Consider the following 17,085-nt stretch of genomic DNA (forward strand, 5'->3'; position numbering starts at 1 on the left):
TTCCAGAACGAGAGCGACATCGACAAATACCTCGGCCTGGAATACGACATCATCGTCATCGAAGAAGCGACGCAGCTGAGCGAAATCAAAGTGACCAAGATTCGCGGTTCGCTGCGCTCCTCAAAACCGGGCTGGCGGCCGCGCATGTACCTGTCTACCAATCCCGGCGGGGTGGGCCATGCCTGGTTTAAGCGCCGCTTTGTCCTGCCCTGGCGCAGCAAAAGCGAAAGCGACACCATCTTCATCCCCGCCAACTACAAAGACAACAAATTCCTGGACGAAGGCTACATCAAGTACCTGGAAGGGCTGATGCACAAACAAGAGATGAACACGGTTTACCGGAAATTTTTTCCACATGATCCGCCTGCCCGCATCGCAATGGCGGTAAAAGGACTGGATGCCGGGTTGGATGTGGAGATCGATTGTATCGCGGGCTGCTGATTGACCGCACGCTAACCCTCAAGGCCAGCGTTTTGCCTCCGCCGGCGACTATCGTTGACGATGGCTCGGAGAACGGAACATGGAGAAAAAATTGATTTTCCCCCAAAGCGAGTACGACCGCCGGATCCGGCGTGCCAAGGAAATGATGGATCGGCGTGGCATGGAAGCGATGCTGGTGGTCGATCCGGCCAACATGAATTATCTGACCGGCTACGACGGATGGTCCTTTTACGTACACCAAGGGATAATCCTGTCCCTTGCCGACGCGCATCCGATCTGGTTCGGCCGGCAGCAGGATGCCAACGGCGCCCGGATCACCACCTGGCTGCCCGACGACTGCATCTTCGGCTATCCGGACGAGTACGTCCAATCGCGCTACACCCACACCATGCGTTATGTGGCAGAACTGCTGCGCGATCGGAAAATGGCTGATAAAACCCTCGGTGTGGAAATGGACGGCTACTGGTTCAGTGCCCGGATGTATCTTACCCTTAAGGAAGAACTACCCCGGGCCGCATTGATGGATGCCACCAATCTGGTCAACTGGGTCAAAAGCATCAAATCCGAGCCGGAGATCGCCTATATGCGGCAGGCGTCGCGGATCTGCGAGAAGGTCATGCAGACAGCCATTGACGCCATTTCCCCAGCTGCATGGGAAAAGGATGCAGCGGCCAAGGTGTCGGCCGCGCAGATTGCCGGGACCGATGGATTCGGTGGTTCGCCACCGGCCATTTTCCCGATCATGCCCTCGGCGCAACGCACCTCAACCGCCCATTTGACCTATGATCCTGACCGGCAGTACCGCCGGGGTGATGTGGTCCTGCTGGAACTCGCAGGAGCCCGGCACCACTATCATGCGCCCCTGTCGCGCACGATTTTCCTCGGCGATCCCCCCGCCGACCTGATGAAAACCGCCGACGGTGTCGTGACCGGCCTTCAGGAAACTCTGCGCTTCATGGGTCCGGGTGTGACCGCCGAGGAGGTGGAGGCGCGCTGGCGGGCGGCAATCGCCCACACGGGTGTGGTTAAACCCTCGCGGGTCGGCTACTCTTACGGACTGAATTATGTGCCCGACTGGGGCGAACATACGATCAGCCTGCGGCCCGGGGATAAAACCGTGCTGGCACCGGGTATGACCATCCACTTCATGCCGGGTATCTGGTTGGACAGTTACGGCTTTGAATGCAGCGAACCGGTGTTGATCACCGACAGCGGGTGTGAACAATTCATCGACTTTCCCCAGCAGCTTTTTATCAAACGCTGATCCGGGCTTGACATATCTGAACCCAACCATTACATTCCAAAAATTAGATATGGAGAATGCGATGAAGGAATTCATAAGAGTCATGAAGGCGCTTTCCGACCCCACGCGCGTCAAAATACTCAAGATCCTTGAAAAGCGGGTGATGTGTGTCTGTGAACTTCAGACCGCTCTGGACGCCGCCCAGTCCACAACCAGCAAGCATTTAAAAACGCTGGAAGAGGCTGGGCTGGTGGAATCCCACAAGGACGGGTTATGGGTTAATTACAACCTGGCCAATGGCAGGCAAAGCCCATACGCGGCGTCTCTGTTGGGCAACCTGCGGCACTGGCTGAACGACGAGTCGGATATCAGCCGGCTGGTAGGTTCGATAAACCGGATAGACCGTTTTGTCATTTTGAATAAAAATTAATTTTTGGGGTTCTTATATATCGTTACATCTCGATATATGGTATCAAAGCCAATCACCAACCCCTCAGCAATCACGCTGCATGGGGAATTAGACATAAAAGGCATCATGAGCGAAACACTGGCAATGACTAATCCAGACAAGGCCGTGGGCACCTCAACGCATACACCCGAACAGCCAGAACCCAGCTTGATTGACTGGAACGGAATCTGGAGACCGCTGGCATTGATTCCTTTACTCGGGTCCAGCCATCAATGTGCTGGCCATCATTCTGACCGCCCGCATCCTGGGGCCGGAGATCGGTGCCGCACGGGCCGTGGGAGCAGTCATTTTCAGTGTGGTCATCGGCCTGTGCATGCATCTGATGTTCAGGAAGGAAGAGGCCGCCAAAGCGACCGCGGCCCTGAACATTTAACCAAGGAGAAGAAGATGGACATCAAAGTATTGGGACCAGGCTGTCCGAAATGTCAGCAAACGGAAAAAATCGTCAAGGATGCCATTGCCGAAAGCGGCGTCGTGGCCACGGTTGAAAAAGTTACCGATATCATGGAAATCGCCGGTTACGGTGTGTTCGGTACCCCGGCCGTGGTCATTGACGGCCAGGTGAAATCGGTGGGCAAGATTCCCAAAAAAGAGGAAGTATTGGTATGGATCAAGTAACCGGTTAACGCAACGCGGCCGGCTGAAAGCCTGTCCTTTCGTGAGGCTACAGGTGACCTCAGGCAAAATCAGATAATGAACCAAAACAACTTCGGCCAGTGGGTTTTTTTGCACAATTCGAGGTCAATAAACCCATCGCAGCAATAGGAGTTCACAAATGAGGGCGAACCAAAAACGATTGGCAGCCGCAGGACTGGGCGTGATCGCCGCTTTGGCGATATTTGGTGCTGTTCGGCTCCAATTTTTTAAAACCCAGAGCGAAACCGCTGCACCTTCGATACCACCAACCGCCAATGCGGCAATCGGAAAAGTGACCATGATCGACCTGGGGGCCACCGAGTGCGTTCCCTGTAAGATGATGGCGCCCATTATCGCGGAGCTGAAAACAGAGTACGCGGGCAAGGCCGATATCATCTTCATCGATGTGTGGAAAAATCCGGATCAGGCTAAGAAATATGGTATCCGGGCCATCCCTACGCAGATTTTTTACGATGCCGGTGGAAAAGAGGTTCACCGCAATGTCGGGTTCATGGACAAAAAGCGGATCGTGGGCGTACTGACCCGACTCGGGGTGTCCTGAACGCAAAGGCAGGTCCGTTAACCTGAACGTTAAAAGGAGCCGGTTCGTATATGTTCGATCATTTTTTGCTCACCGTGAACCAGTGGATGACCGCCGGATCGGCCTTTGCTATGGCCGGCGCCTTTGCCTGGGGCATGGTCAGTGTGCTATTTTCTCCCTGCCGCCTGGCCGCCATTCCGCTATCGTGGCCTACGCGGGCGGCCTGCAGACCGTTGTCAACCCCCGCAGAGCCGCCTGGTGTGCCGGCGCCTTCTCCCTGGGACTTTTTCATCACCATCGCCGTCGTGGGTGTCGTGTGCGCCCTGCTGGGCCGCATGCTCGGCGATGTGGGCGCCTGGTGGCAGGTGCTGGTGGGCATCGCTCCGTTTAACATGGGTATCTGATGGTGCTCAAAAGGATCAACGACGGTGCAAGAAAGGCTTAAACAAACCGCATGGCAACTTCCGCTGCTGATCATCGCGGCCGCGCTGATCGCGATCGGCGTCAATCACTTGCGTACCGACGGCATTGTGCTTGTCGGAGACTGGTCGGTGGATGCACGCTTTGCCGACGCCGCGGGAGTCAGTCTGGTTGTTGGCCTCGACGAGGCCGAGCGGCTGTTCCGGCAGGAAACGGCCCTATTCCTGGATGCGCGGCCCCACGACCAGTATGCCCAAGGGCACATCCGCGGTGCACTCAACCTCCCATGGCAGGAGGTGGACCGCTATTTTATGGAACTGGCCGGCCGGCTGGACGGCCCGAAGACGATCATCACCTACTGCGACGGAGAGAGCTGCGATCTGAGCCACGAACTGACCCTCTTTCTGAAAGAGATGGGTTTTGCCGATGTGCGCGTATTGGTCAACGGCTGGACCGTGTGGCGGCAGGACGGCCTGCCGACGGATATGGGGGAATGACACCATGAGCAAGCAAGAACACCCGGTAGAACCCGCTCACATGGACAGCTGTTGTCCGTCTATTGAAGTCTTGGAAGAAGCAAATCAACACCGTTGCAGCGGTCATCATCACGGCGCTGCGTTGGAGGATACCAGCGGCCCCCGCCTGCTGGCCGCCCTGGCGCTCAACCTGCTTATTCCCGTGGCCCAGATCATCGGCGGCCTGCTGGCCAACAGCGTGGCCCTGATCTCGGATGCCATGCACAACTTCAGTGATTTCACGGCGATTTTGATTTCCTACGCTGCCTTTCGCATCGGCCGCAGGGGCGCCACCACATCCAACACCTTCGGCTACCGACGGGCTGAAATCATGGCCGCCCTGATCAACGTGGTGCTGCTGGCCGGGGCCTCCGGGGTCATCCTCTACCACGCCATCGAGCGTTTTCGCCATCCCCAGGCGGTCGATGGTTTCATCGTGATCATCCTGGCCGGTGTCGGTGTGGTCGGCAACGGCCTTTCGGCCTGGCTGCTGCACCGCGACGCGGCCCACAGCCTGAACATGCGCGGCGCTTTTCTGCACATGCTTGGTGATCTGCTCACCTCGGTGGCGGTCCTGATCAATGGCCTGCTGTTGCTCTACTTTCCCTGGTACTGGCTCGATCCAGTGCTTTCGGTGGTCATCGTGGTCTTTATCCTCAAAAACGGATGGGGGCTGCTCAAGGAATCCACCGCCGTGCTGATGAATGCCACGCCCGGCCATCTCAGACTTGAAAAGGTTCGTGACTATCTGTGCCGCCTTCCGGGAATTTTGGGTGTGCATTATCTGCATGCCTGGCAGGTCTCTTCCTCCAGCACCGCTTTTTCCTGCCACGTGGTGGTGCCCGACCAGCCGGTCAGCCGCACCGGACAACTGGCCGAACGCATCAAGAATGAGTTGCTTCACCGCTTTCGTATCGATCACCCGGTACTTCAATTTGAAACCTCAGACTGCGGACACGGCGCCCTTTTGTGCGAATTGGCATGCAACGGTGACAAAAGGCCTGCATCGGAAGGCGGGGGCAACCAAAAACCATTTGTCGATGAAACCGCTTCCCGGATCCAGCCGGTCGTATTCCACACCCTGCGCCTGCTTTTGGGGGTTGTATTTTTGTATGCCAGCTACGACAAGATCCTTCATCCCCAGGCCTTTGCCCAGGTGGTGTACAACTATCAGATTCTGCCGGGGGCGGCCGTCAACCTGGCGGCGCTGACACTGCCCTGGCTGGAACTGCTGCTGGGGCTGTGCCTGATCGCAGGCGTCTGGCTGCCGGGGGCGACAGCTTTGAGCAGCGGACTGCTGGCCGTTTTTATCGGCGCCCTGGTTTTCAACCGGTTGCGGGGGCTGGACATCCACTGCGGCTGTTTTTCAACGGAATCGACACGCGGTCCGGCCGGTCTCTGGACCGTGCTCCGGGATGTGGGCTTTCTGGTCGTAGCACTGGTTCTGATGTCGTGGGTCTTTATTTTCCGGCCCAAGGATTCGCAGGCGTCTTATCGTGAGTAAACACTGCCGTGTCGGCAATCTTCAACCACAAGGAAGGTCATCCATTGCGAAAGACAGTCTTGATTCTGGGCATAATATGCCTGGGAATGTTTCCACGCTTCGCTTTCCCGGCTGAAGCCCCTGCAAACATTTTTTCTGATGGCTATGGTCCGATCGAGATTATTATTTTTTCGGATTACTTTTGCCCCCCCTGTCAGAAGATTGAACCGTATCTGGAAGAGGCCCTGACGAAACTCCACCAGTCGGGCGCAAAAATAACCCTCGTGGACATGCCCATCCATGAGATGACACCACTTTTCTCAAGATACTTTCTCTATGCGGCCAATGCCGCGGACAGTTTCACCCAAAAATTGACTGTCCGGCGCAAGCTGTTTGATATCGCCCAGAGCAAGGCGGTCGATTCAGAATGGGCGTTGATCCAGAAACTCAAGGAAAACCAAATCACGCTTGCACGCTTGGACGTCAAACCCATATTCAACGAGTGGTTGGCGTTGATCAAGCGCTTTGCGGTGACAAGCACACCGACCTGCGCCGTCAAACAACCCGGACGGGAAATGATTACCTATTCCGGTGGCCGGGACATTTCAACCGGGATTGACCAGTTGCTCGCGGGCTTGTCTTTAAATTCGTCCAACGACTGAAAAAAAGGCGCCCACATGGCAAGAAACCACCTGGCCTGGATAGTCGCCTTGCGCTTTATATGGGCACCCTTTTGGTGCTTGGCGGATCAACCCTTTCAGGGACCGGAAGCCGCACTGGATGAAAGCATCTTTGAACCGCGATAGCGAAAGCATTCCCCGCTGCTTGCGGCGGGGTTAGCGAGCGGACCGGAAAACACGCATGGTCAAGCCCAATTGCTGACGTCACACTGAAAAGGATGGGAAAATGTACCTCACCACCATGACCCATCGGGAAGAACTCTTCGATCTGACGTTTCGCTGGCTCAATGATGATTTGGCACCGGAAGACGGTGAAACAATCACCCGTATATTTTTATACGAAAGCGCCGTCTCTGCGGTGGTTGTCGATCGGGTGATCGCCTTTCTGGGCAACCTTTTCAGCGGTCCGTTGCAGACCGAAAGAATCCGGCAAAAACAGTCGTTGCGCCGTCGCTTGATTCAGTATCTGCCCCGACCGGGGGATCGAACCCGACAGCTGATTCACCATTTTCAAGAAGACCCGGAGTATTTTTTCCCGCGCCTGCCCATCGACGCCCTGCTGGTTACGACAGCGGATTCGAAGCTGGTTGCCATCGGACGGATCAAACGGCTGTCCCGGGTAGCGGAAAAAGTATCCTTTCGACTGGTGGATGCCCTATTCCGTGCGATCCAGGCCGAAGCCAGGCATGTTGCGGGGAAAAGGGCAGCAGCGGCCGGCGTGCTGCTATCCGACCTGGTCAGCTCCGAGCGTGAAATGCAAAACGATTTTGCCACGGCTGAAACAGCGGTGGCCCGCCGTTTTCGAGACCACAAGGTGCACATCCCCCGCGAAGCTTTGATCCTCAACGATCTGCTCGGCTTCAAGATCATCGGCGAACCGGAGTTGATCGAACAGGTGCCGGCGTTATTACAGCAAGCGTCGGGGATCTCCCTCCTGGAGACCGAGCGGCACACCGGCGATTACAATGCGGTGAACCTGCTGGTGGAAATCGAACTGCCGGCACCGGTTGAGTTGGCCGTGCACCTGCAGTGCTTTGACTGGTCTGTCGCCCGGCGGCGCGGGCTGGACCCGGATGTTGCAAGGCACGGATTTATCGATTACCTCTCCCAGGGCAGCCGCACCGTGCGAATGGAACTGATCCTGACCACCTACGACGAACTCATGGAATCGGAATTCGGCCGTTCCATGCACGAGCTTCGGGTACTGCGCCTGCGACAGCGTCAGAATTACAGCGGTCCCATCGCCCAGAACGCCGCCTACCTGATCGAATACCTGCTGACGCTGGCCGCGTCGCCGACTGTCGATGTGGCTGAACTACCGATCAAGATGTACGGACGCTACCTGCCCGAAACCGTTGCCAGCGCCAAATACGCACTTTTCGGCAACGACATCGACGGTGGACTGTTATGCGCTTTTTGTCTGAACACCGGTTGTTCGCGTCAATGCAGTTCTTCTGAAAACCTGTCGGCGGACATATATGACCGTCCTGGCCGAGTGGAGACGACTGGTGACCGCTGAAGCCATCCGCATGTTGTTGAAGGAGGTCGGTATCGAGATCGACGGCCCGGCCCCCTGGGACCTTCAGGTGCATGACCAGCGCTGGTACAGCCATGTAGTCCGGAATAAAAACCTGGGATTGGGCGAGTCTTATATGGACGGTTGGTGGGACTGCGCACAGATAGACGAGACGGTCTGCCGGTTGCAGCTCGGCGGACTGGAAGACAAGATCCGGGGAAACGTCAAGTACCTGGTTCGGCTGCTGCCGGCGATCCTCTTTAATCTACAATCCAGCAGCCGCGCCCGCATCATCGCCCAGCGCCACTACGACCTGGGCAACGATCTGTTCTTTGCCTTTCTAGATCAATACCGGCAGTACAGTTGCGGCTATTTCCAGGATACGGACGATCTGGACCGAGCCCAGCAGAACAAGCTGGAACTGATCTGCCGGAAATTGAACCTGAGCCCCTCGGACCATCTTCTGGACATCGGGTGCGGCTGGGGCGGCCTGGCGCGCTACGCCGCAGAGCATTTCGGCTGCAAGGTGACCGCCGTGAATATTTCCAGGGAACAGTTGCGGTATGCCAGGGACTTTTGCCGGGATCTGCCCGTGCGGTTTGAAGACTGCGATTACCGCGCCATTAACGGCCGCTTCGATAAGATCGTTTCCGTGGGGATGTTCGAGCATGTGGGCCAAAAAAATTACCGCGCCTTCATGAAGACGGTCCGCCGCTGCCTGAAAGACGACGGGATTTTCCTGCTGCACACCATCGGCGGCAACACCTCGCGCAGTGGCTGCGACCCCTGGATCAACCGCTACATTTTCCCCAACGGCATGCTGCCCAGCGCCGCTCAGATCGCCCAGGCGGTCGAAGGACTTTTTGTTATCGAAGACTGTCACAATTTAGGGCCCCACTACGACCGCACCCTTGTGGCCTGGAATGCCAACTTCCAGGCGGCCTGGCTGCGGCTGAAATCACACTATGACGAGCGATTCAAGCGGATGTGGGAATATTACCTGCTCTCCTGCGCCGGGGCCTTCCGGGCGCGCACCATTCAGGTGTGGCAGATCGTCATGACCCCGTTTGGCCTTGGCGCGGCACAGCCTTTTTGCAGGCTGTAAAAGGTGGGTTTATTATCGGCTTGGCGAACCTTTTCCTGAACTGCTGCGCGAATGGCTGCTCGAATCATTGTCGGATTCCCCGGAAATCAATATGGATCGGGCGCTCCTGGAAACGATTATCGCCTGTGCCCCGGAGGCCTTGAGTCAGCAACAAAAGGAACGGAAGGAATGTAAAGACTGAAATGAATGTATCTGATTTGAATAAAAAGTGCAAAATGAGGATGGACATGGACAAAAAAATGAAAATACTTTTTTTGTGTACCGGCAACTCATGCCGCAGTCAGATGGCCGAGGGTTGGGCAAACGCATTAAAGCAGGATACCCTCGAAGCGCACTCGGCCGGCATTGAAAAGCACGGGCTCAATCCGCTGGCGGTTCGGGTCATGGCCGAGGCCGGGGTGGACATCAGCCGCCATGTTTCCAAAATAGTTGCCGACCTGCCGGAGCAGCCCTTTGACTGCGTGATCACCCTGTGTGACCATGCCAATGAGACCTGCCCCATGTTTTCCGGCCAAGCCAAAAGGATGCATGCCGGGTTTGACGATCCCCCGGCCCTGGCAAAAAATGCCCAAACCGAGGAGGAAGCCATTAGCCACTACCGCCGGGTGCGCGATGAAATCAGGGCGTATGTTGAGGGGCTGCCTGACATGCTCGGCAAATCGACAAACGAATAAGCCAGACTGAATGCGTTCAATCGGCTGTCTTTTTTGGCCGGTGACCCAGGGAGTAGAAAAACATGCGGTTATTGCCCATCCCGAATTAAAGAGGCTTTACCATGTCGCAGATCAATCCGGAAAACATATCCGGCAGACCAATTCCGTCACGCCATGAAAGGATCAAAGATGCCCGATGCGACCATCAAGAACTTGAGTTTTTTAGACCGCTTTCTCACCCTGTGGATCTTTCTGGCCATGGGCGTCGGGGTGTTCGGGGGTTACCTGTATCCCGGTGTACGGGATTTCATCAATATTTTCCAGGTGGGCACCACCAACATTCCCATTGCGGTGGGCTTGATCTTGATGATGTATCCGCCGCTGGCCAAAGTGCGCTACGAAAAACTGGGGTTTGTCTTTCAGGATGTGAAGATTCTCGGCCTGTCGCTGGTCCAGAACTGGATCATTGGCCCGATCCTGATGTTTCTGCTGGCCATTACGTTTCTTTCAGGTCATCACGAATACATGGTTGGGTTGATCATGATCGGCCTGGCGCGCTGCATCGCCATGGTCTTGGTTTGGAATGACCTGGCCAAGGGCGACGCCGAATACTGCGCCGGCCTGGTGGCCTTCAACTCCATCTTCCAGGTGCTGTTTTTTTCGGTCTATGCCTGGTTCTTCATCACCATCCTGCCGGGATGGTTCGGACTGGAAGGCGCGACCGTGGCCATCACCATCGGGCAGATTGCCGAAAGCGTCTTCATCTACCTGGGCATTCCGTTTATCGCCGGTTTGATCACCCGCATCATCGGCTTAAAGGCCAAGGGAGAACGGTGGTATAATGAGCGCTTCATTCCCAAAATCAGCCCCCTGACGCTGATCGCCCTGCTGTTCACCATCCTGGTCATGTTTTCCTTGAAAGGCGAATACATCGTCAAGCTGCCCCTGGACGTGGTGCGCATCGCCATCCCCCTGTGCATCTATTTTCTGGTCATGTTCCTGATCAGCTTTTTCATGTCCATGAAATTGGGGGCCACCTACGAACAGACCACCACTTTATCCTTTACGGCCGCCTCCAACAACTTCGAACTGGCCATCGCCGTGGCCGTGGCCGTGTTCGGGATCAACTCCGGGGAAGCCTTTGCCGCGGTGATCGGGCCCCTGGTGGAGGTGCCGGTGCTGATCAGCCTGGTCAACGTGGCCCTGTGGTTGAAGCGCAAGTATTTTCCCTATGCGGTGAAAACGCCCACCGGGGTCTGTCACGTGACCTGCAAGCCATAAACTGGAAGGCTCAATCCAGACGGTGAAAGACCGAATCACAGGTGGACGCGTACAAACCAAAGAAAGGTGCGACCAGCATGAAGTGGAATGATTTTCCCGTTCAAGGTGCGGATCTGGATTTGATGCAGGTGCTCGAGGCCCTGCCCGACGCGGTGATGGTAATCGACACCGATTGTACCGTCCGACTGGTGAATGGCGCCTTCACGCGCCTGTCGGGGATTGAACGCTCACAGGCGATTGGAAAAAAATGCCACGATGTATTCCCGGGCAATTTTTGCCGGACCCCGGCCTGCCCCATGAACCGCATCAAGGAGGGTGTGGAAAACCTGCGCTATGAAGCCGATAAACACTGCGCCTGTGGCCGCAGTGCGCCCGGCATCGTGACCGCCCGCGCCTACCGCTCGCCCGACGGCGCCCTGGCGGGCATGATCGAAATTGTCAGCGACATGACCCCGCTTTACGAAAGCCGGGAGCGGTTTCGTAAAGCCATGGGCGGCGTGATCCAGGCCATGTCCATGACCATCGAAAAACGGTATCCTTACACGGCCGGCCATCAGCGACGGGTAACCAAACTGTGCCGGGCGATTGCGGAAGAAATGGGGTTCTCCTGGGAACGCACCCAGGGATTGCGCATGGCCGCCGCCATCCACGACCTGGGCAAAATCCTCGTTCCGGCGGCCATCCTGAACAAGTCGGGCGAAATGTCCGAGCCTGAAATGGCCATCATCCGATTCCATCCCCAGGCCGCCTACGACATCCTGAAAGATATCGATTTTCCCTGGCCCATAGCGCAAACCATTTACCAGCATCACGAACGCATGGACGGTTCGGGTTATCCCCGGGGGCTCAAGGGCGAGGCGATCCTGCTCGAAGCCCGCATCCTCGCCGTGGCCGATGTGGTGGATGCCATCACCTGCTTTCGCCCATATCGCCAGTCGGTGGGAATTGAAGCGGCGCTGGCGGAATTGAAATCCAACCGAGGCAAGCAGTTCGACGAGGCGGTCGTTGATGCCTGTGTGCACGTCGTGTCAACGGGGAGGGTGGATTTGGGTTGGTCGGACCAAAAAATCGAGGCGGCCGACAGAGCGATTGGTTGAATGCAAGGAACTTTTTGCTATGATATCCGCGGTCTGACCTGAACCTGCTCATTCGAACTAGTTGACACCAGCGGCGGGCCGCACGACAGAAGGATCTTTGCGGCCCACCGCTACCGCCAACCTCAGGCGGCGTTCTGCCTGGCCTTGCGCATGCGTTCCATGGCGTACTTGATGCTGCTTCCCAGGCGCTCGATGGCTTGGGCCAGAGCCCCGATCTCGTCTCCCCGGTTTTGTCCGGAAATGACGACATCGAGCTTACCCTTGCTCAAATTGTCAGCGACCCGGGTCAGTTCACAGATGGGGCGGGATAATTGCCCGGAAAACAGCACCGCCACCACAATCCCCAGGGTCATGGCGCCGAGAAGCAGCAAGGCGGCCGTACGGTTCAGACTGGCGAGGACCGCATAGGCTTCCGCATAAGGCTGCTGGGCCACCACCAACCACCCCTCCTGGGTGCGATGGGTGAAAGCGATCGCCTTGCCGCCACTTTCGTCGTCGAACACCACCTGGTTCATGCCGGCGACAGAGGCCTGGAAGGCGGGATGTGCACTAAGGTCTTTGCGGGTGCTGGTATACTCATCCGAGGCGTGTGCAATTACCAGCCCGGTTTCGTCGAGAAGAAAAGCAAAACCGGTCTCACCGATGCGGGAGTCGGTCACGCGCTTGGAAATGTCATCCAGGGTCATGGCGATGGCCAGTACCCCTTTGAGTTGCGGGTCGTCGTCAGACCTGATGGCGGTCGACAGGACCAGAGCCGGCCGCTTGGAGGTTCGGCCGATCAGCACCTGTTTTCCGAAGGGCAAGCCCTGGACCACCTGTTTGAAATACTCGCGATCACCGTAAAAAGTCAACGGCTTACCATCGTTGCGACCGATATTGTTGCCATCGGGATCGACTGTAAAAGCAAGATAGTTCCAGTCGTAGGTATTGACGATGGATTCCAGTATGGGATTTTGCAGTTTGCCCTGCATTCCGCCGATGTCTCTCAGGGAGGCGTTTTGCAGCAACATTTTCTGGTTCATCTCCAGCCAGCCATCGACTTCCCCAGCAAGGCTTCGCGCAGAGGCGGACAGCCGCTCCTCCACCTGCTGACTGCTATTTTTAAGGGTTGCCTGGTAGTTGAGAAACCAAACACCCAGTACCGGCAGAATCGAAACCACCAGCATCGCCAGCAAAATTTTTGTAAAAATACCGAAGACCATCTTTTTTTGCACGAGTTCCTCCTTGCCCGATTAGGGGGTTGGCATGATTGATCAGAAAAGAACGCCGTTTCCCGTGGCGTCCGGTTGGGCGGAGAGGCCGTCGAAGCCCTTTTTCAACGCCGAAGCCTTGGCCTCATCCCCCATTTCCTCGCCAAGCATCTCGATCAGCTGCGGCAATCGTTGCAGACCCACATTCCCTGCCGCTACCCATTTCTCCAGGGTTTCCTCAAAAATCAACTCGGCCATCGGCCCCATCAGCCCGGCGAGAAGCTGTTCAATCGACTCCAAAGGCAATCGCAATGGCCCCTTGATCGCCTCCTCTGGACTGAGCGGCACATCGACAACCGCTGCGTCCCCTTTTTCCAGCCGGTCGGCCAGGCTCTCCAATTCACCCATTTGCTCATCCAGAGCAATGCGCATGGCCATGGAGAGCATGCCGGTGTTCACCGACGGCTCGCAGACCAGGATCAGGTTGAGCTTTTCCTGGACAACGCGGGCAGCCAGAACGGTCTCGTCAAAATAGAGGTTGATGTCGAGGATGTCGGGAAAATTCAAGTGGCGCGCGGCAGCGATCCTGCCGAGTTGGCGCCCGATTTCGTTCAGCCTCGGCTCCTTGAACATCGGCGGCACGTCAGAAACGAGAAGACCGCTTTTGCGATGGAAAAAAAAACCGCCGAAGACGCCCGATACCATTTTCAGTTCGTTGATGACCCCATGCATGACCATTTTCGTTTCCTTCAATAGGTGATTGCAAGCGGCAAGGCAGCACTACCCTTTCTGTGCCGCTGCAAAGCGCGCCATGAATTGATCGATGCGGGCCCCTCCGGCCAGGGTTACACACACCTGCAGGCGGTTGATTTTAAAAAGAACCCGACGCAGTCCCTGGTCTGGCTTCAGTTCCATGAATCGCAGCGTCTGACCCAGCGCCTCTCCGGCGCTCTGAGCGGCCTGCAAATATAAAGAGGGCGCCAGTTCGCCGAAGTCGGCCGTCTTGGGAGCGGAAACAAGTAAATGATCGCGCTCGTCAAACAGGGCATAGGCCTTGACGGCGGAGAGCTTTTGAAGATAGTCGCTCAGTTTGGTCTGAATGCCGCTAGCCGGCCTGGTCTGGACGGCGGGACGGATCTCGGGGCGTCCCGCCGCCGGTTGCGCATCGTCGTGCAAACCCGCTGCCTGGGGCGTGCTGCGCTTGAGGTCCTGCGGTTCAAGCGTGGTGTCGTTCGTCAGTGCATCCCGTCGCTCGTCTTCCATGCGAAATGCCTCCAGAAGAATGTATTCAATAGATGCCTCGATCTCCCGCTCCTTGCAGCGGCAGATGGGTTCCATATCGATTTCGGGATCGTCCCAGCAGACGATCTCGCAGACAGCTTTCTCACCGCTGGCGGTTTCCGTTTGCGCGGCGTAGAGCTCACCCTTTTTGATGTGGAGAACACCCCGACCGCTTTTAGACTTGATTTTCAGCGTGCAGGTCTTGTTTTCCAGCTGCACCAGCTGTAGAAACGTCGCCAGATTGATGCCGCGGATGAAGCTGCGAGACGCATCGCCAAGGGCCTTGTAAATGGCAACCGCCAGGTTGTCGATATCAAGGGGTTTTTCAACGTAATGATAATTTCCGGCCTTTTTAAGCCGATCCTCAATCTCCTGGGTGCCGAAAGCAGTCATGACGATAATCGGCAGTTCCGGATGGTGGCGGCTCATGTAGCCCAGCAATTCAAAGCCATCCATCACCGGCATCTTTAGGTCGGTGACCAGAAGATCGATGGGCTGGTTCTGCAGAATCGAAACCGCTTCGCCGCCATGTTCGGCGGTGAATACCTGAAAGCTATCGGCATGCTCGCGTAAACCGTCCTTTAGACTGGTCAAGAAAGGCTTTTCATCATCAACGATCAGAATGTTTTGCATGGCACGCCCCTTTAAGAGCAATCTACAGCAATGGGTGTGCCAAAAATTTTATTAACTATAATTCCTGTCTTTTACGATTGAAATGGGGGTGAACTGGTGTTGGTTCGCCAAAAAATTGACGGTTCAGTATGGGCCACTGGTCCATTTTGAACGCTTCCGAATGAACGCTTATCCCAGGGGGGGAGTAGGTGCGGCGATGAGGATCGTCGGCCGGTTTTCAGGCATTGCCATGCGCCTTGGGCCTTGGCAACGAGATGCCGGCGGTCGTTCCGACATCTTCGTCACTGTCGATCTCGATTCTGCAGTTCATCTGCACCAGCAGCTTGCGAGTAATCACCAGACCGAGCCCGGTACCTGAGGACTTGGTGGTGTAAAAAGGCTTGAAGAGATGCTGCTGGTCTTTCTTGGAAATCCCGCAGCCGTTGTCCAACACCCGGATCCAGGCAAAATCGGGGCGCAGCTTCAGGTCAATCTCCACACGGGGGTCATCACGACCCGCCAGAGAGTCGGTGGCATTGGTCAACAGGTTGAGCATCACCTGTTGAAGGGCGCGGGCATCGGCCAGGGCCATCACCGAACCCGCAGGCAGGTCGGCTTGCAGGCGAATGCCTTCCTTTTCCAATCCGGGCTGGGCCAGCTGGGTAAACGTTTCAATAAAGGCGCGCAGGTCAATGGCCTTGATTTCAAGGTTTTCAAACATACTGAAATTCTTCAGCGACTTCAGCAGGTATTCCAGTCGGCCGATTTCTCCCATGGTGCGGTCGATATATTCCTGCACCGCGTCAAGAGAAAAATTTTTCAAATTACGCCGCAGCACACTCATCGTCATTTTGATGGAATTGATAGGGTTGCCGATTTCATGACGGATGCCGGAGAAAATGTAGCCGATATTGTCCATGGTATTGACCGCTTCGGCAATGGACATGAGGCGCGTCTTTTCGGTGATATCGCGCAGCTGAATACAGCAGGTGCGATCGGCCATCACAGAGACCGAATACCCAACCAGGCGGTTGCCAAATCGTGAGACCTGCTGCCCATCGAGCCCGTCGATCCTGGGACGTCCCGCCTCCATAGGCAGCAGCAAGCGACAGATCGCTTTGCACTCCCGAAGATCCACCTCATCCTTGAGCAGCGCCACGGCGCAGGAATTCCGATAAACGACTCGATTTTCAGACAAGTCCAACAAAACAATGCCAATGTCGAGACACTCCATAACATTGAAAAGGACCCGCTCCAGCGAATCCTGCTTGAGCAGTGATTTCCCAGCTGCCTTTACCATGGTCGTTGCACCAGGTCTTTCAAAACACTCCCTTCTCGATAAAGTGGATCGATTTAACGCCAGGAGCCACCTCGTTAGAAGGCCAGTGTATTGGAAAAGGCGCGTTCTTTGTCAAGAAAAAAACTTTGCCAGCGCCGGTTCCGGCAGAAGTGCCGCTTGACCGCCGCTCGATAGCAGCTGACAATCGGGAACCAAAGGGGTCGAACCAAAGGGGTCGCATCTTAATTATTCATTATTGACAGGTTTGGCAGATTCAGATTACAGATACCCGATCAGGGCGGATAGGCTGTCAGGTGGTTTCACCCTTCCCAAAGGTTCCTATCATGGCCAGACCGTTGCGCGTAGGATTTCCAGGCGCATTTTACCACATCATCAATCGCGGGGGCCACCTTCAGGCCGTTGAGGGGGTCGAGGAGGTAGTGGGGGTTCCCGAGGGGGTGGACGTCTCCGAGGGTCCGGTCCACGATCCCCGCCGGCGCCTCGAGGGGAGTGATGAAGCGGGACGCATCGAGGAATCCTGCGCCCCCGAGGAGGACGCGGGGGTTCCTGGCGGTCGCCTGGAGCCGTGGGGCCCAGCCGATCTCGAGGTCGAGGCCTGTCTGGATGAAGATGTCGGCCTTGC

At 56.3% G+C, this 17,085-nt stretch carries 19 protein-coding genes and 1 pseudogene; 16 read left to right on the top strand and 4 right to left on the bottom strand.

Features of this window, described 5'->3' with window-relative positions; all coding sequences use genetic code 11:
* The 15 genes and pseudogenes from R6V78_RS17195 to R6V78_RS17265 all read left to right on the top strand — a co-directional run.
* On the top strand, positions 1-441 hold a 441-nt coding region (locus R6V78_RS17195; RefSeq protein ID WP_410290612.1), incomplete at its 5' end, for a phage terminase large subunit.
* A 79-nt stretch (positions 442-520) separates the two neighbouring features.
* The gene (locus R6V78_RS17200) at positions 521-1,705 is read left to right on the top strand and encodes a M24 family metallopeptidase (RefSeq protein WP_410290613.1); all 1,185 of its coding nucleotides are present in this window, start codon (positions 521-523) and stop codon (positions 1,703-1,705) included.
* Positions 1,706-1,766: 61 nt separating this feature from the next.
* Positions 1,767-2,114 carry an ArsR/SmtB family transcription factor gene (locus R6V78_RS17205; RefSeq protein ID WP_410290614.1) on the top strand — a complete coding sequence of 116 codons (348 nt, stop codon included), beginning with the start codon at positions 1,767-1,769 and terminating at the stop codon, positions 2,112-2,114.
* Between the two features lie 238 nt (positions 2,115-2,352).
* A pseudogene (locus tag R6V78_RS17210) lies at positions 2,353-2,526 on the top strand (permease); the annotation flags it as partial.
* A 14-nt stretch (positions 2,527-2,540) separates the two neighbouring features.
* Positions 2,541-2,771: a thioredoxin family protein gene (locus R6V78_RS17215; RefSeq protein WP_410290615.1), complete on the top strand. Its 231-nt coding sequence runs from the start codon at positions 2,541-2,543 to the stop codon at positions 2,769-2,771.
* Between the two features lie 157 nt (positions 2,772-2,928).
* Positions 2,929-3,351, top strand: a complete 423-nt coding sequence (locus R6V78_RS17220) for a thioredoxin family protein (protein WP_410290616.1) — start codon at positions 2,929-2,931, stop codon at positions 3,349-3,351.
* 50 nt (positions 3,352-3,401) lie between these two features.
* Complete coding sequence (locus R6V78_RS17225; RefSeq protein ID WP_410290617.1) at positions 3,402-3,734, top strand: hypothetical protein; 333 nt, start codon at positions 3,402-3,404, stop codon at positions 3,732-3,734.
* Between the two features lie 24 nt (positions 3,735-3,758).
* Positions 3,759-4,247: a rhodanese-like domain-containing protein gene (locus R6V78_RS17230; RefSeq protein WP_410290618.1), complete on the top strand. Its 489-nt coding sequence runs from the start codon at positions 3,759-3,761 to the stop codon at positions 4,245-4,247.
* A gap of 4 nt (positions 4,248-4,251) precedes the next feature.
* Entirely contained in the window at positions 4,252-5,769 is a 1,518-nt protein-coding gene (locus R6V78_RS17235) for a cation diffusion facilitator family transporter (RefSeq protein ID WP_410290619.1), read from the top strand.
* Between the two features lie 44 nt (positions 5,770-5,813).
* On the top strand, positions 5,814-6,410 hold the full coding sequence (locus R6V78_RS17240; RefSeq protein ID WP_410290620.1) for a DsbA family protein: 597 nt from the start codon (positions 5,814-5,816) through the stop codon (positions 6,408-6,410).
* Between the two features lie 244 nt (positions 6,411-6,654).
* On the top strand, positions 6,655-7,947 hold the full coding sequence (locus R6V78_RS17245) for a hypothetical protein (protein ID WP_410290621.1): 1,293 nt from the start codon (positions 6,655-6,657) through the stop codon (positions 7,945-7,947).
* Positions 7,907-9,049 carry a cyclopropane fatty acyl phospholipid synthase gene (gene cfa / locus R6V78_RS17250; RefSeq protein ID WP_410290622.1) on the top strand — a complete coding sequence of 381 codons (1,143 nt, stop codon included), beginning with the start codon at positions 7,907-7,909 and terminating at the stop codon, positions 9,047-9,049. The genes R6V78_RS17245 and cfa overlap by 41 nt, the downstream gene beginning before the upstream one ends.
* Before the next feature lie 227 nt (positions 9,050-9,276).
* Complete coding sequence (locus R6V78_RS17255; RefSeq protein ID WP_410290623.1) at positions 9,277-9,723, top strand: arsenate reductase ArsC; 447 nt, start codon at positions 9,277-9,279, stop codon at positions 9,721-9,723.
* A 168-nt stretch (positions 9,724-9,891) separates the two neighbouring features.
* A complete protein-coding gene (gene arsB, locus R6V78_RS17260; RefSeq protein WP_410290624.1) occupies positions 9,892-10,983 on the top strand; it encodes an ACR3 family arsenite efflux transporter in 1,092 nt (363 codons plus the stop codon).
* Between the two features lie 77 nt (positions 10,984-11,060).
* The gene (locus tag R6V78_RS17265; RefSeq protein ID WP_410290625.1) at positions 11,061-12,080 is read left to right on the top strand and encodes an HD domain-containing phosphohydrolase; all 1,020 of its coding nucleotides are present in this window, start codon (positions 11,061-11,063) and stop codon (positions 12,078-12,080) included.
* Between the two features lie 122 nt (positions 12,081-12,202).
* Here the strand turns inward: R6V78_RS17265 and R6V78_RS17270 are convergent, their stop codons facing one another.
* From R6V78_RS17270 to R6V78_RS17285, 4 genes are all read right to left on the bottom strand, one after another.
* On the bottom strand, positions 12,203-13,294 hold the full coding sequence (locus R6V78_RS17270; protein ID WP_410290626.1) for a sensor histidine kinase: 1,092 nt from the start codon (positions 13,292-13,294) through the stop codon (positions 12,203-12,205).
* 39 nt (positions 13,295-13,333) lie between these two features.
* Positions 13,334-14,008, bottom strand: coding sequence for a hypothetical protein (locus tag R6V78_RS17275; RefSeq protein ID WP_410290627.1), 675 nt, complete (start codon positions 14,006-14,008; stop codon positions 13,334-13,336).
* Positions 14,009-14,050: 42 nt separating this feature from the next.
* Positions 14,051-15,184: a response regulator gene (locus R6V78_RS17280; RefSeq protein WP_410290628.1), complete on the bottom strand. Its 1,134-nt coding sequence runs from the start codon at positions 15,182-15,184 to the stop codon at positions 14,051-14,053.
* A gap of 217 nt (positions 15,185-15,401) precedes the next feature.
* Positions 15,402-16,463, bottom strand: coding sequence for a sensor histidine kinase (locus tag R6V78_RS17285; protein ID WP_410290629.1), 1,062 nt, complete (start codon positions 16,461-16,463; stop codon positions 15,402-15,404).
* A 323-nt stretch (positions 16,464-16,786) separates the two neighbouring features.
* Between R6V78_RS17285 and R6V78_RS17290 the strand changes: the two genes are divergently transcribed.
* The coding region (locus tag R6V78_RS17290) for a hypothetical protein (RefSeq protein ID WP_410290630.1) at positions 16,787-17,085 on the top strand (299 nt) is incomplete at its 3' end.

This window comes from Desulfosarcina sp., from assembly GCF_046496365.1.
GTDB lineage: Bacteria > Desulfobacterota > Desulfobacteria > Desulfobacterales > Desulfosarcinaceae > Desulfosarcina.

Bases quoted from the DNA above. Each gene is read 5' to 3' on its own strand.
- R6V78_RS17255 (WP_410290623.1), top strand. From the start codon at position 9,277: ATGGACAAAAAAATGAAAATACTTTTTTTGTGTACCGGCAACTCATGC.
- R6V78_RS17265 (WP_410290625.1), top strand. From the start codon at position 11,061: ATGAAGTGGAATGATTTTCCCGTTCAAGGTGCGGATCTGGATTTGATG.
- R6V78_RS17225 (WP_410290617.1), top strand. From the start codon at position 3,402: ATGTTCGATCATTTTTTGCTCACCGTGAACCAGTGGATGACCGCCGGA.
- R6V78_RS17235 (WP_410290619.1), top strand. From the start codon at position 4,252: ATGAGCAAGCAAGAACACCCGGTAGAACCCGCTCACATGGACAGCTGT.
- R6V78_RS17285 (WP_410290629.1), bottom strand. From the start codon at position 16,463: ATGGTAAAGGCAGCTGGGAAATCACTGCTCAAGCAGGATTCGCTGGAG.
- R6V78_RS17275 (WP_410290627.1), bottom strand. From the start codon at position 14,008: ATGGTCATGCATGGGGTCATCAACGAACTGAAAATGGTATCGGGCGTC.
- R6V78_RS17200 (WP_410290613.1), top strand. From the start codon at position 521: ATGGAGAAAAAATTGATTTTCCCCCAAAGCGAGTACGACCGCCGGATC.
- cfa (WP_410290622.1), top strand. From the start codon at position 7,907: ATGACCGTCCTGGCCGAGTGGAGACGACTGGTGACCGCTGAAGCCATC.
- R6V78_RS17205 (WP_410290614.1), top strand. From the start codon at position 1,767: ATGAAGGAATTCATAAGAGTCATGAAGGCGCTTTCCGACCCCACGCGC.
- R6V78_RS17280 (WP_410290628.1), bottom strand. From the start codon at position 15,184: ATGCAAAACATTCTGATCGTTGATGATGAAAAGCCTTTCTTGACCAGT.
- R6V78_RS17215 (WP_410290615.1), top strand. From the start codon at position 2,541: ATGGACATCAAAGTATTGGGACCAGGCTGTCCGAAATGTCAGCAAACG.
- R6V78_RS17245 (WP_410290621.1), top strand. From the start codon at position 6,655: ATGTACCTCACCACCATGACCCATCGGGAAGAACTCTTCGATCTGACG.
- R6V78_RS17220 (WP_410290616.1), top strand. From the start codon at position 2,929: ATGAGGGCGAACCAAAAACGATTGGCAGCCGCAGGACTGGGCGTGATC.
- arsB (WP_410290624.1), top strand. From the start codon at position 9,892: ATGCCCGATGCGACCATCAAGAACTTGAGTTTTTTAGACCGCTTTCTC.